A 14,314-nucleotide genomic window follows, 5' to 3' on the forward strand; every position below is an offset into this window, starting at 1 on the left:
GCGCCCGCCCGGCGAGCAAGCCGGAATTGCCGCCGGTTCGCGTATAATCTCGATTCCTTAAGTTTCATCAAGTGCTTTTCGAGGGTTTGACATGCCGATTTACGCTTATCGCTGCGATTCCTGCGGGTTTGAGAAAGATCATCTGCAAAAGCTAAGCGACGCGGTGTTGCGTATCTGCCCTCAGTGTGGTCAAGCGACTTATAGCAAGCAGTTGACGGCCGCGGGCTTTCAGTTGAAGGGCACCGGCTGGTACGCTACAGATTTCAAGGGCGGCAATAGCAAGGCTCCGTCCACAACCGGCAAGCCGGAAAGCACGGACAAACCAGCAAGCACGGACGCAAATACCGATGGTAAGGCAGGCACCGAAAGCAAGGCGAGTGCAGACGCGACTCCAGCCAGTGCCTCGGGAGCCAGAGCGTGCGCCGGCAGTTGATCAAACGCTACTTCATCACCGGCCTGCTGATCTGGGTCCCACTGGGGATCACTGCCTGGGTGTTGGTGCTGATCGTCGGCACCATGGACCAGTCTTTGCGCCTCCTGCCTGAAGCGATTCACCCGCGCAATATGCTGGGTTTCGACATTCCCGGCGCTGGCGCGATTCTCACCTTGTTGGTCATCGTGCTCACGGGAGTGCTCGCCGCCAATTTCATCGGACAGCGGCTGGTTACCTGGTGGGAGCGGCTCTTGACCAGTATTCCGGTGGTCAATTCCATTTATAACAGCGTCAAGCAGGTTTCCGATACGCTATTCTCGTCGTCCGGCAACGCTTTTCGCAAGGCACTGCTGATCGAGTATCCCAGACGAGGCGCATGGACGATCGCTTTCCTTACCGGTAAGCCCGGTGGCGATGTCCTGCAGCATCTGGACGGCGACTATGTCAGCGTGTATGTTCCGACGACACCGAATCCCACTTCCGGGTTCTTTTTGATGCTGCCCAAGGCGGAGGTCATTGAACTGGATATGAGTGTGGATACGGCCCTGAAGTACGTGATCTCGATGGGCGTCGTGGCGCCACCACCCAGACCTCGGGTGGCGACCGATCGCCGCCACTGATACCAGCACAACCCGCGGAAGGCAGCATGCGAACTCATTATTGTGGACAAGTCAATACACAGCTCATCGGCCAGGAAGTGACGCTCTGTGGCTGGGCGCATCGGCGCCGCGACCACGGCGGGGTGATCTTTCTTGATCTGCGTGACCGTGAGGGTCTGGCTCAGATCGTTTGCGACCCGGATCGCCCGACGATGTTCAAAGTGGCCGAGTTGGTACGCAACGAGTTCTGCCTGCGGATTACCGGCAGGGTTCGAGCACGTCCTGAAGGAACGGTAAACGTCAACATCGCCAGCGGCCAGGTCGAAATTCTTTGCTACGAGATTGAAGTCCTGAATCCTTCGGTGACGCCGCCGTTCCAACTCGACGAAGAAAATCTGTCGGAGAACATTCGCCTGTTGCATCGGGTGATCGACCTGCGCCGCCCGCAGATGCAGAAGAACATGCAGCTTCGTTACCAGACGGCGCGTGCTTTTCGCCGCTTCCTGGACGACGCAGGTTTCATCGACATCGAAACGCCAATGCTGACCAAGAGCACCCCCGAGGGAGCTCGCGATTACCTGGTTCCGTCGCGCGTTCATCCCGGGCAATTCTTCGCGCTGCCGCAGTCGCCGCAACTGTTCAAGCAATTGCTGATGGTCGCCGGCTTTGACCGCTACTACCAGATCACCAAGTGCTTCCGCGACGAGGACCTGCGTGCCGACCGCCAGCCGGAGTTTACCCAGGTCGACATCGAGACCTCGTTCATGAGCGAGGGCGAGATCATCCAGCTCATGGAGGAACTGATCCGGGCGGTGTTCAAGGAGGCGATCGGGGCTGAACTGCCGAATCCATTTCCCCGCCTGCCGTACGCCGAGGCCATGCGGCGCTATGGTTCCGACAAACCTGATCTGCGGGTGACGCTGGAACTCGTCGAAGTTGCCGACGTCTTGAAGGACGTTTCCTTCAAGGTCTTCGCTGCGGTCGCCAACAGCGAGGGCGGTCGCATCGCGGCCTTGCGCATTCCCGGCGGGGCCAGCCTGACGCGTGGGGAGATTGACGCCTATACCCAGTTTGTCGCCATTTACGGCGCCAGAGGCCTGGCCTATATCAAGGTCAACGACGTGACGCAGCTCAACGAGACTGGGTTACAGTCGCCGATCGTCAAAAACCTGCACGCATCCGCACTGAAGTCCATCATTGAGCGGACAGGCGCAGCTTCCGGCGACCTGATATTTTTCGGTGCCGACAAATGCAAGGTGGTCAACGACGCGCTCGGTGCCCTGCGCGTCAAGATCGGCCACGAGAAGGGCTGGGTCAATGGACACGCCTGGGAGCCGGTGTGGGTGGTGGATTTTCCGATGTTCGACTATGACGAGGAGGAGAGGCGCTGGACTGCCTGTCACCACCCGTTTACCAGCCCGAAAGACGAACACCTCGCACTGCTGGGTACTGATCCCGGCGGTTGTCTGGCCAAGGCCTACGATCTGGCGCTGAACGGATCCGAACTCGGAGGCGGCTCGGTGCGGATTCACCGGGCGGCCGTTCAGGAACAGGTGTTCAAGGCGCTGGGCATTTCTGAGGAAGAAGCTCAGCTCAAGTTTGGTTTTCTGCTCGAAGCGCTCAAGTATGGGGCTCCGCCGCACGGTGGGCTGGCTTTTGGCCTGGATCGCATCGTGACCATGATGAGCGGTGCCGAGTCGATCCGTGACGTGATCGCCTTTCCGAAGACACAGCGCGCACAGTGCCTGCTCACCGATGCGCCGAGTCGCGTGGACGAGAAACAGCTGCGCGAGCTGCATATTCGAGTACGCCAGAGGGTCGACACGCAGGTCGAGGTTGGCAAGAGTTGATACGGATGCCGCACTTCACCGCGCTTTTCCGCACGCTGCAGCTGGCGGTACTGGCTGTGTTGCTTGGCCTGGCCGGTCCACTCCAGGCTCGCGAGGCACAGTATCTGCGCGACGTCGTGCTGGCCGAACTGCCTGCCGAGGCCAGGGTGACCCTCAGTCGGATCCAGCAGGGTGGGCCATTTCCGTTTCCGCAGAAGGACGGCACGACGTTCGGGAATTTCGAGCGGCGCTTGCCGCCGCAGCCACGCGGCTACTATCGAGAGTACACGGTTCCGACACCAGGCCGGCGCGACCGCGGCGCACGCCGCATCATCGCTGGTGAAGGGCGCGTTGGTGATGTCGCCCGTTCCGGCGAGTATTACTACACGGACGATCACTATCGCAGTTTTCGCCGCATACGCGAGCAGCCATGAAGCGCGACGAGTTGCTGAACGTGTTGGTAGATTGTCGACGCGCCGGTATCTACCGCCTGCCTCCGTGCGGGCGTACGGAGCTGCTGGAAGCTGCGGAAGCCGCCGGTCTTGTCTGTTTTCAGGTCAGCTTCGCCGACGCAGACCGGATCGACCGTGCGCTTGGAGAGCTCGGGCAGGTGCTCGGTTTCCCTGAATGGTACGGACAGAACCTCGATGCCCTGAAGGATTGCCTGACCGATTTGTCGTGGTGTCAGGCGGCAGGCTATGTCCTGATCATCGCCCGGGCCGAGATCCTGCATGCCGAGGACCAGGTCGGTTTCCAGGCGCTGAATGAGGTTTTTGCCGCGGCGGTCGCGGAATGGCGGTCGCAGGCCTGCCCAATGTGGGTGTTTTACGATCTGCCTGCCGATGAACTGGCGATTCTCGCGACTCACGGATGATCGTCTACAAACGGCCGGTATCGGTTCTGGTCGTGATCCACACGACCGACCTGCTGGTGCTGCTGCTTGAACGCGCCGCGCACGCTGGCTACTGGCAGTCGGTTACCGGCAGCCAGGAAGCGGGTGAGCCGTTGATGGATACGGCAGTCCGTGAAGTGGCCGAGGAAACAGGAATCGAGATCGCGCATGAGAATCTTCTGGATTGGCAACTCACCCACAGCTACCAGATTTTTGCCGAGTGGCGCCATCGATATGCCCCCGGCGTGCTCTACAACACCGAGCACGTGTTCTCCCTGGAGCTTCCAGAAGCAAGGCCGGTCAGCATCGCACCAGGTGAGCATATCAACTCCTGCTGGTTGCCGTGGCGTGCAGCGGCCGCGAAATGTTTTTCGTGGAGCAACCGCGACGTGATCCTCATGTTGCCGGAGCGGTTGCGCATTGCCGATCGCTAAACCGTTGTTCCAGGCAGGCCGGGCAGTAGCAGCCGGTACCTGCGACGGGCGCGCAGGCAAGCTGCGGTTGCTGCATACACCAGCAGGATGCGAGGCCGGCGTTGGCGCCGCAGACGAAAGGTGCTGCGCATTTCGCGCATGAAGTGCTTGGTGGATCGGCAGGTGAATTCGCCATGGTGATCGTCAATCGCGAGCCAACAGGCCTTCCGAGATCCAGCGCTGCAGAAATCCCGCCGCCGTCCTCGCCGCTTCCGTTGTCGCAAACTCGGCAATGCGCGTGCAACATTCGGCAAACGTCGCACCAGCGCGCAAGGCGCGCAAGGCGACCGCTTCGCAGGGATCGGCCGATCGCCAGCAGCATTCGAGAGTCGGACGCCAGACCAGGAGCGCATGCGGGAGGGCCTGTGGCGCGTCGGTTGCCGCCTGCTCATCATCATTGAGCGTTTTCCAGATTGGCTCGACAGCCCACTCCAGATCAAGGATCTGGAGCGATGGCACGGCTTTGAAAACCTGCTCCGGCCATTCGTCCGGCCGCAACGCGGCCACATCCTCGAAGCCGAGGAGGGTGGCATCCGCAGCGTCGAAAGCCGTACGCGTTGCCCAGTCCATGCGCGCCAGGTCGACCAGAGCCGGGTGCGGCAAGCGCTCGGGCACTGCGGCGAGAAATTCCACCAGCGAGTCGCCGAACCAACGAATCGAACGAAAATGCGATGGTCTCTCAGCAATGTAGGCGCGTGCCAAGGCAGCAAAAGCGTCATCACCGAGCCCGCGGTGCAATGTTGGGAAATTGTCGCGTAAAGCGGCGGTCAGGCGCGCAGAGTAGGCTTGCAGATAGACGCTGAAGCCACCGCTGCCGGTACTCTCGGCAGTGAACAATCCGAGGGGGGCATCTGCGAGCAGGATGGCGTCCTGGAAGCGTTGTTGCAGTTCGAAGAGGGTGCTCATGCGGCCTGTCTCGTATCGGCCAGGCTGCGTTGCTCAACCGATCGCGCCATATCGAGTTCGGCGAGCAGCACTTCGAGCGGCGGCATGTTGTCGTCGCGCTCGATCATCGTCGGGATGTGACCAAATCGCCGCACAGCATAGGCATAGAGCTCCCAGACCGCAGCGCAGATCGGTTGATCGTGGGTGTCGATGATATGGCCGCCGTGATCCTCGTGCCCTGCGAGATGAATCTGGCGGATGGCTGTGATCGGCATGGCGTCGATGAAGGCGCGTGGATCGAAACGGTGGTTGACGCTGCTGACGTAGACGTTGTTCACGTCGAGCAACAACTCGCATCCGGTACGCACTAGCAATTCGCGGATGAACTCCCACTCGCTCATCTCGTTAGCGCGGTAGTTCACATAACTGGACACGTTTTCCAGCAACAGCACCCGCCCAAGAATATCCTGCACCTGCATCACGCGTGGCGCCAGATGGTGCAAGCTTGATTCGGTGTACGGCAGGGGCAGCAGATCGTGGAGATTCAGCGACGAGGTGCCGGTCCAGCAAAGATGGTCCGAGATCCAGGCCGGCTCGACTCTCTCGGCCAGTGCATGCAGGTCCCGCAGATACGCTTGGTCAAGGGGCTCGCTGCCGCCGATGGAGAGGGCTACCCCGTGCATCACCATCGGGTAGTCGCGGCGAATCTGGTCGAGATAGTGCAGAGGTTTCCCGCCGGGGACGAGGTAGTTCTCCGTGATGACCTCAAGCCAGTCCACTGGTTGCGGTGCAGCGACGAAATCCCGATAGTGTTCGGTCCGTAGACCGAGGCCGAAGCCCTTGATGGTTTTACTCATGCGGTCTCTCTGGACTCAGACTGCTGCTGGACCTGGCCGCTCGCCTGTCGGCAGCGCGGCCAAGTCCAGCCACAAGGGACTTACTTGGTCACCACCTTGCCTCCGGCATCGGTGCATTCCTTGGCGCTGGCCTTGGTTACCCAGCCCTGACCCTTGCAGGCGTTGGTTCCCTTGCACTCGCTCTTGGCCGTCTTGCATTCGGAATGCCCCTTGCACGAATTTACGCCAGCGCAGTGAACCGCAGCCCCTTCTGCCGCCTGCACGCTTGGCGAAACGATGCTGCCCGTCGCAAAAAGGGCGGCGGCAGCGGCGGCGATAGCGACTCCAGATATTTGATTTGACATGAGTTTTCTCCTCTAGGTGGATGGGTGATGGGTCAAAGCTGGCCAGTCTGCAACCACAGCTTCGACACAGCTTAGACGCGTACGAGCGCGAATTACTTACAAATGCACAGAATTTTTTTTCCATTCGGGCGCGGGCTTTCCATGGCTCAGTGCGGGTGAACTTATTCTGCCATTAGCACTCTCATGTCGCGAGTGCTAAAATGAATCCTGTCAAGAGTATTGCATACGGAGAAACGATCACCATGTCACAAGCCCTGACTCTACCTACGCTTTCCACGGTCGGCAGTATTGATGCGTACATCCAGGCAGCCAGGCAATTTCCTCTGCTCAGCGAAGAAGAAGAGTTTCGCCTGGCAACGCGCTTCCGCGATGAAGCCGACCTTGCTGCAGCACGGCAACTGGTGCTTTCGCACCTGCGTCTGGTGATTGCCATTGCGCGTGGTTACCTGGGGTATGGCTTGCCGCACGCTGATCTCATTCAGGAGGGCAACATCGGATTGATGAAGGCGGTGAAACGCTTCGATCCAGGTCGCGGCGTTCGGCTGGTTTCTTTCGCCATCCACTGGATCAAGGCCGAGATTCATGAGTATGTACTGAGGAACTGGCGGATGGTCAAGGTGGCAACGACCAAGGCGCAGCGCAAGCTGTTCTTCAATCTGCGCAGCATGAAAGCCAATAGCGAGGGACTCAGTACCTTGCAGGTTGCAGATATCGCTGGCCGTCTGGGCGTCAAGTCAGAAGACGTCATCGAAATGGACACTCGTCTGGGAGGGCATGATCTCGCGCTTGAAGGCGATTCTGACGATGACGAGGCTTTTGCACCAATCGCCTATCTTTCCGATCATTCGAACGAACCGGTACATGTTCTGGAAGCCCGCGCGCGCGACTACCTGCACAACGATGGTCTGCAGGGTGCTTTGGCGAGGCTGGACGCACGAAGCCGCCGCATCATCGAAGCCCGCTGGCTGAACGACGACGCCCCGGCAACCCTGCACGAGCTCGCCTCAGAGTTTGGTGTCTCCGCCGAGCGGATTCGCCAGATCGAAGTCAAAGCGATGCAGAAAATGCGTGCGTGCCTGGCGCCGCTCGCGAGTTGAGCACAAGCTGCTTTCACTTGCCCGAAGGCCGGCCCGTCCGGCCTTTTTTTCGCGCTATGGCGGATTGTTTTCCGGAATATCCTGACTTACGGCCATGGCCAGGCAAGACAACACCGCAAGAAGAAGGCCATGGGGGTGTCGCTTACGCCGATCCATTTCCCACAAAATGGCAAGGGAGCACTGCGGAGACATTCGGATTGAGTAGCGAATGACCAGTGACAGGGATTCTGTCGAAAAATCTTACACCGCCAATGCATGATAAGTGGGAAACACAACTGATACAGTGGGTTGAAAGCTTTGGCAGGGAGTTTGCTTTCAGATCAAATCCAGTCGTATTCGCCGGTAAATTTCTGTCACAACTGCGGAAGGAGCTCTCATGAAGGTCAATGGCCAGTTGCGCACCGCCTCTTCGACCGGGTTCGTGATCACGACAAGTGACAGATATACGGCTTGGGAGGGGCTTCCTGTTGCCGACACGATCGCACTGAGTTTCGTTGTCACCAACCGCAACCCGATTGCCGTTGCCGATACCTACACGATCCGACCGAACCAGACGCTCGACGTCGCGGCACCGGGATTGCTGGGCAACGACAGCGATCCTGACGGCGACGCCCTGAGCGTCTCGGTGCTCAACGTGACGGGCCTGAAAGGATTGATCACGCCGTACGCCGACGGTCACTTCAACTTCACGCCGACGACCAACTTCGCCGGCACGACCAGTTTCACCTACACCATCAGCGACGGGGTCGGCGGGAGGTCGACGGCGACGGCGACCATCAACGTAGTGAACAGCGTGCCGGTGGCCGGCAACGACCACTACGCGGTGCACGCCGGCCGGACACTCGACATCAGCGCGCCGGGGTTGCTGGCCAACGACCGCGATGCCGACAGTGACGCCCTGAGCGTCTCCGTGGTCAACGTCAGCGGACTGCGGGGGACACTCACGCCGTACGCCGACGGTCACTTCAGCTTTACCCCGACGGCCGGCTTCGTCGGCACGACCAGTTTCAGCTACACCATCAGCGACGGTTTCGGCGGCAACAGCACGGCGACGGTCGCCATCGACGTGACCAACCGCAACCCGATCGCCAAAGCCGATACCTACACGACCCGTCCGAACCAGACGCTCAACGTCGCGGCACCGGGACTGCTGGGCAACGACAGCGACCCTGACGGCGACGCCCTGAACGTGTCCGTGCTCAACGTGACAGGCCTGAAAGGATTGATCACGCCGTACGCCGACGGTCACTTCAACTTCACGCCGACGACCAACTTCGCCGGCACGACCAGTTTCACCTACACCATCAGCGACGGGGTTGGCGGAAGGTCGACGGCGACGGCGACCATCAACGTAGTGAACAGCGTGCCGGTGGCCGGCAACGACCACTACGCGGTGCACGCCGGCCGGACGCTCGACATCAGCGCGCCGGGGCTGCTGGCCAACGACCGCGATGCCGACGGCGACGCCCTGAGCGTCGCCGTGGTCAACGTCAGCGGGCTGCGGGGGACGCTCACGCCGTACGCCGACGGTCACTTCAGCTTTACCCCGACGGCCGGCTTCGTCGGCACGACCAGTTTCAGCTACACCATCAGCGACGGTTTCGGCGGCAACAGCACGGCGACGGTCGCCATCGACGTGACCAACCGCAACCCGATCGCCAAAGCCGATACCTACACGACCCGTCCGAACCAGACGCTCAACGTCGCGGCACCGGGACTGCTGGGCAACGACAGCGACCCTGACGGCGACGCCCTGAACGTGTCCGTGCTCAACGTGACGGGCCTGAAAGGGACGATCACGCCGTACGCCGACGGTCACTTCAACTTCACGCCGACGACCAACTTCGCCGGCACGACCAGTTTCACCTACACCATCAGCGACGGGGTCGGCGGGAGGTCGACGGCGACGGCGACCATCAACGTAGTGAACAGCGTGCCGGTGGCCGGCAACGACCACTACGCGGTGCACGCCGGCCGGACACTCGACATCAGCGCGCCGGGGTTGCTGGCCAACGACCGCGATGCCGACGGCGACGCCCTGAGCGTCGCCGTGGTCAACGTCAGCGGGCTGCGGGGGACGCTCACGCCGTACGCCGACGGTCACTTCAGCTTTACCCCGACGGCCGGTTTCGTCGGCACGACCAGTTTCAGCTACACCGTCAGCGACGGTTTCGGCGGCAACAGCACGGCGACGGTCGCCATCGACGTGACCAACCGCAACCCGATCGCCGTTGCCGACACCTACACGATCCGGTCGAACCAGACGCTCGACGTCGCGGCACCGGGATTGCTGGGTAACGACAGCGATCCTGACGGCGACGCCCTGAATGTCTCCGTGCTCAACGTGACGGGCCTGAAAGGATTGATCACGCCGTACGCCGACGGCCACTTCAGCTTCAAGCCGACGACCAACTTTGCCGGCAAGACCGAATTCAGCTACACCATCAGCGACGGGGTTGGCGGAAGGTCGACGGCGACGGCGACCATCAACGTGGTGAACAGCGCGCCGGTGGCCGGCAACGACCACTACGCGGTGCACGCCGGTCGGACGCTCGACATCAGCGCGCCGGGGTTGCTGGCCAACGACCGCGATGCCGACAGTGACGCCCTGAGCGTCTCCGTGGTCAACGTCAGCGGACTGCGGGGGACACTCATGCCGTACGCCGACGGTCACTTCAGCTTCACCCCGACCGCCGGTTTCGTCGGCACGACCAGTTTCAGCTACACCGTCAGCGACGGTTTCGGCGGCAACAGCACGGCGACGGTCGCCATCGACGTGACCAACAGTGCTCCAGTAGCGGATGACGACAGGTATGCGGTGGAAACTGGCAAGACCTTGGAAATTGCCGCGCCGGGGTTGCTGGCCAACGACCACGACGGTGACGGCGACGCCCTGAGCGTCTCCCTGCTCAACGTGAAGGGCCTGAAAGGGACGCTCACGCCGTACGCCGACGGTCACTTCAGCTTCACCCCGACTGCCGATTTCACAGGTACGACCAGTTTCAGCTACAAGGTTAGCGATGGCTTGGGTGGTAGCGATTCGGCAACCGTCAAGATCGATGTCATTGCGCCAACAGCAGCCCTTCCTCCTGAGTTGCCTTCGGGATCTGCCGCGCAATGGGCCGCGGTATTGGCCAACCCGGCGATAGTGATCGTCCATAAGGCAGATTACCTGGACACCGAAGAAATATGGAGCACGGTCAGTGCCACCGAGGCCAGTCCGCAGACGCTGGCTGGCGGCGATCTGTACGCAGGAGGCTTGGGAGTCAGCGGACAATCCGCTGCGACCAGTTCCATAAAGCAGGAGATCGACGGCAGAGAGGCATTGCGTTTCAATCTTGCCGAGAAAGCGAACACCCTGACGCTGTATCTTTCACAGTTTTTTTCGTACGACGATGGGACGGCTTTCGTCGAGAGTGGGCGTCTGCGTCTACTTGATGACGGTGGCCGAGTGGTCAAGGAGTTGGGTTTCCATGCCAACAGCGGTGCCGGCTTGCAGACGGTCAGCCTGGCCTCTGATGTTGCTTTTAGTGCTATTGAACTGAATGCCGGCGTCGCCCATGGAAGCGAGTTCATGTTTGGTGGCTATGCGAATCCGGACGGCAGCTTTGGATCGAATGTCTTCGCGGACGAGTCGGGAGCAAGGCACGGCAGCGAGTTTCTGGTGGACAAGATTGTCCTCGGCCTGCCACTCGGTGACGCTTTCAGTAGCTGAGGTTCAGTTGGGCGGGCCGGGCGGCCTGCCCGCTGCAACTTGTCCGACGAAGCCTGATTACTCGACGTTCCGCCGCAGGCGCCACTGTTTCACCAGCGCATAGATGGCCGGGATTACAGCCAGGGTCAGAACGGTGGACGAAATCATGCCACCGACCATCGGAGCGGCGATACGGCTCATGACCTCGGAACCGGTGCCGGTGCCCCACATGATCGGCAGCAGGCCGGCCATGATCGCGACGACGGTCATCATCTTCGGCCGCACGCGCTCGACGGCACCTTCCATAACGGCGTCGTAAAGATCGCTCACCTCGGGTTCCCGCTCGGCGGCTCGAGACTTGGCCTTGGCCGCTTCCCAGGAATGGTCGAGGTAGATCAGCATCACCACACCGGTTTCCGCCGCCACGCCGGCCAAGGCGATGAAGCCGATGGCCACAGCTACCGAGAGGTTGTAGTCGAGCAGCCACATCAGCCAGATCCCGCCGACCAGGGCGAAAGGAACCGAAAGCATGACGATCATGGTTTCAGTCAAACGCTTGAAGTTGAGATAGAGCAGCAGGAAAATCAGGAGCAGCGTAACGGGAATGACGATCTTCATCTTCGCGATGGCACGTTCCATGTATTCGAACTGGCCGCTCCAGGTGACGTAGTAGCCGGGCGGGAAGCTGACCTGTTCGGCCACCGCCTTCTTGGCGTCGGCGACATAGCCGCCGATGTCACGGTCGCGGATATCGATGAAAATGTAGGCCGAGAGGAGGGCGTTTTCGGTGCGGATGCCGGGTGCGCCTTTCGTGATTTCGACGCGAGCCATCTGGCCGAGGGGGACCATGGTGCCGTCCATGGTTGGTACCAGCACTTCCCGGCCGATCTGCTGCGGATTGGCACGTAGTTCTCGCGGGTAGCGGACGCTCACCCCGAAGCGTTCGCGGCCCTCGACCGTGGTCGTCACCATTTCGCCGCCGAGGGCTGCGCCGATGACATTCTGCAGGTCACCGACCGCCAGTCCGTAGCGCGCCAGTTGCTCGCGGTCCGGTTCGATGTTGATGTAGAAGCCGCCGGTAATGCGCTCGGCAAAGGCGCTGGTGGTACCGGGTACGGTCTTCACGACGACCTCGATGATCTTGGCGAGCTTTTCCATCTCGTCGAGATCCTTGCCGAAGACCTTGATGCCGATCGGCGTGCGGATGCCGGTGGAGAGCATGTCGATGCGTGCCTTGATCGGCATGGTCCACGCGTTGGCGATACCGGGGAACTGCAGCGCCTGGTCGAGTTCGGCGATCAGTTTGTCGGTGTTCATGCCGGCACGCCATTCGGACTCCGGCTTGAGATTGATCACCGTCTCGAACATCTCGGTCGGTGCCGGGTCGGTTGCCGTGTTGGCCCGTCCCGCCTTGCCATAGACCGACTCGACCTCGGGGAAGCTTTTGATGATCTTGTCCTGGGTTTGCAGCAGTTCCGCCGCTTTGGTGATCGACATTCCAGGCAGCGATGCCGGCATGTAGAGCAGCGTACCTTCGTTGAGTATCGGCATGAACTCGGAACCGATCCGGGACGCCGGGTAGATCGAGATCCCGAGAACTGCCAGGGCGGCCAGGATGGTCAGCTTCTTCCAGCGCAGCACGCCGGCGATGATCGGCCGGTAAAGCCAGATCAGCACCCGGTTAACCGGATTCCTGGCCTCCGGCATGATCCTGCCACGGATGAACAGCATCATCAGTACTGGTACCAGAGTCACGGAAAGGACCGCCGCACCGGCCATCGAGAAAGTCTTGGTGAAGGCCAGCGGCGAGAACAGTCGCCCTTCCTGACCCTCCAGGCTGAAAACGGGCAGAAAAGAGACGGTGATGATGAGCAGCGAGAAGAACAAGGCCGGCCCTACCTCCTTGCACGCCAGAAGCATGCTGGCGGCGCGATCCTGATCCGAATGTCCTGCTGGCAGGCGCTCAAGGTGCTTGTGGGCATTCTCGATCATGACGATGGCGGCATCGATCATCGCGCCGATGGCGATGGCGATGCCGCCCAGGCTCATCAGATTGGAATTCATGCCCAGCAGACGCATGGCGATGAAGGCAAGCAGCACGCCGATGGGTAGCATCAGGATTGCCACCAGAGCACTGCGCACGTGCAGCAGGAACACGACGCAAACCAGCGCGACGATGACCGATTCCTCAATCAGGGTTCTGGTCAGCGTTTCGATGGCCCGGTGAATGAGGTCGGAGCGGTCATAGACGGTCTGTACCGTTACACCTTCCGGCAGGCCCGGGCCGAGTTCCGCTATCTTGTTCTTCAGGTTGTGGATCACCTCGAGGGCATTCTGGCCGTAGCGGGCCATGGCGATGCCGGAAACCACCTCGCCCTCGCCATTCAATTCGGTCAGGCCACGGCGTTCATCGGGAGCCAACTCGACGCGAGCGATGTCACGAATCAACACCGGCGTGCCCTTGTCGCTCTTCACTACCAGCGACTCGATGTCGCTCAGTCCCCGCAGGTAACCCTTGCCGCGCACCATGTACTCGGTTTCGGCCATTTCGACGATGCGGCCGCCGACGTCCCGGTTGGAGTCGCGGATGACCTGGACGACCGTCATCAGAGGGATGCCGTAAGCGCGCAACCTGCCCGGATCGACCGTGACCTGGTAGGTCTGGACGAATCCACCGATCGAGGCGACTTCGGCGACGCCATGTGCCTTGGTCAGTTGGTAGCGCAGATACCAGTCCTGGATGGTGCGCAGCTCGGCCAGGCTTTTGTTCTTGGCCAGGAGCGCGTATTGATAGACCCAGCCGACGCCGGTGGCGTCCGGGCCGATCTGCGGCGTCACCCCCCGCGGCATGCGTCCGGAAGCAAAATTGAGATATTCGAGTACCCGCGAACGAGCCCAGTAGATGTCGGTACCGTCCTCGAAGATGACATAGACGAAGGACGCGCCGAAAAACGAGAATCCGCGTACCACTTTCGACTTCGGCACCGACAACATGGCCGTGGTGAGGGGATAGGTCACCTGGTCTTCGACGACCTGCGGCGCCTGACCAGGGTATTCGGTGTAGACGATGACCTGTACGTCCGAGAGATCGGGCAGGGCGTCGAGAGGCGTCCTGAGGACCGCGACGACGCCCCCGACGATGACGAACAGGGTGGCCAGCAGGACCAGGAAGCGGTTCCTGCTTGACCAGTCGATGATCTTGGTCAACATG

At 60.9% G+C, this 14,314-nt stretch carries 12 protein-coding genes; 8 read left to right on the top strand and 4 right to left on the bottom strand.

Annotated features, from left to right (window positions below):
• Window positions 1–91: 91 nt before the first annotated feature.
• The 6 genes from AC15MQ_RS10065 to nudB are packed head-to-tail and all read left to right on the top strand — an operon-like array spanning window position 92 to window position 4,187.
• Window positions 92–433 (top strand): FmdB family zinc ribbon protein, encoded by a 342-nt coding sequence (locus AC15MQ_RS10065; RefSeq protein ID WP_483080014.1) that lies wholly within the window; start codon window positions 92–94, stop codon window positions 431–433.
• The gene (locus AC15MQ_RS10070) at window positions 418–1,053 is read left to right on the top strand and encodes a DUF502 domain-containing protein (protein WP_287666567.1); all 636 of its coding nucleotides are present in this window, start codon (window positions 418–420) and stop codon (window positions 1,051–1,053) included. The genes AC15MQ_RS10065 and AC15MQ_RS10070 overlap by 16 nt, the downstream gene beginning before the upstream one ends.
• A gap of 26 nt (window positions 1,054–1,079) precedes the next feature.
• The gene (gene aspS, locus AC15MQ_RS10075) at window positions 1,080–2,882 is read left to right on the top strand and encodes an aspartate--tRNA ligase (protein WP_483080015.1); all 1,803 of its coding nucleotides are present in this window, start codon (window positions 1,080–1,082) and stop codon (window positions 2,880–2,882) included.
• A 5-nt stretch (window positions 2,883–2,887) separates the two neighbouring features.
• The gene (locus tag AC15MQ_RS10080) at window positions 2,888–3,295 is read left to right on the top strand and encodes a guanyl-specific ribonuclease (protein ID WP_483080016.1); all 408 of its coding nucleotides are present in this window, start codon (window positions 2,888–2,890) and stop codon (window positions 3,293–3,295) included.
• Window positions 3,292–3,735: a barstar family protein gene (locus AC15MQ_RS10085; protein WP_483080017.1), complete on the top strand. Its 444-nt coding sequence runs from the start codon at window positions 3,292–3,294 to the stop codon at window positions 3,733–3,735. Before AC15MQ_RS10080 ends, AC15MQ_RS10085 begins: the two co-directional genes overlap by 4 nt.
• Window positions 3,732–4,187 (top strand): dihydroneopterin triphosphate diphosphatase, encoded by a 456-nt coding sequence (gene nudB / locus AC15MQ_RS10090; RefSeq protein WP_287666561.1) that lies wholly within the window; start codon window positions 3,732–3,734, stop codon window positions 4,185–4,187. Before AC15MQ_RS10085 ends, nudB begins: the two co-directional genes overlap by 4 nt.
• A gap of 183 nt (window positions 4,188–4,370) precedes the next feature.
• Here the strand turns inward: nudB and AC15MQ_RS10095 are convergent, their stop codons facing one another.
• The 3 genes from AC15MQ_RS10095 to bufA2 form a co-directional block, all read right to left on the bottom strand.
• Window positions 4,371–5,132 carry an HvfC/BufC family peptide modification chaperone gene (locus tag AC15MQ_RS10095; RefSeq protein WP_483080018.1) on the bottom strand — a complete coding sequence of 254 codons (762 nt, stop codon included), beginning with the start codon at window positions 5,130–5,132 and terminating at the stop codon, window positions 4,371–4,373.
• On the bottom strand, window positions 5,129–5,968 hold the full coding sequence (gene bufB, locus AC15MQ_RS10100) for an MNIO family bufferin maturase (RefSeq protein WP_483080019.1): 840 nt from the start codon (window positions 5,966–5,968) through the stop codon (window positions 5,129–5,131). Before bufB ends, AC15MQ_RS10095 begins: the two co-directional genes overlap by 4 nt.
• Before the next feature lie 80 nt (window positions 5,969–6,048).
• The gene (bufA2, locus tag AC15MQ_RS10105) at window positions 6,049–6,312 is read right to left on the bottom strand and encodes a BufA2 family periplasmic bufferin-type metallophore (protein ID WP_287666555.1); all 264 of its coding nucleotides are present in this window, start codon (window positions 6,310–6,312) and stop codon (window positions 6,049–6,051) included.
• Between the two features lie 242 nt (window positions 6,313–6,554).
• On the opposite strand from bufA2, the gene rpoH reads away from it, so the two are divergent.
• Window positions 6,555–7,409 carry an RNA polymerase sigma factor RpoH gene (rpoH, locus tag AC15MQ_RS10110; protein WP_287666552.1) on the top strand — a complete coding sequence of 285 codons (855 nt, stop codon included), beginning with the start codon at window positions 6,555–6,557 and terminating at the stop codon, window positions 7,407–7,409.
• Window positions 7,410–7,785: 376 nt separating this feature from the next.
• A complete protein-coding gene (locus tag AC15MQ_RS10115) occupies window positions 7,786–11,124 on the top strand; it encodes a cadherin-like domain-containing protein (protein ID WP_483080020.1) in 3,339 nt (1,112 codons plus the stop codon).
• Between the two features lie 57 nt (window positions 11,125–11,181).
• On the opposite strand, the gene AC15MQ_RS10120 is transcribed toward AC15MQ_RS10115, so the two are convergent.
• Window positions 11,182–14,313 (bottom strand): efflux RND transporter permease subunit, encoded by a 3,132-nt coding sequence (locus AC15MQ_RS10120; protein ID WP_483080021.1) that lies wholly within the window; start codon window positions 14,311–14,313, stop codon window positions 11,182–11,184.
• Window position 14,314 lies beyond the last annotated feature (1 nt).

This window comes from Candidatus Accumulibacter propinquus, assembly GCF_056856495.1.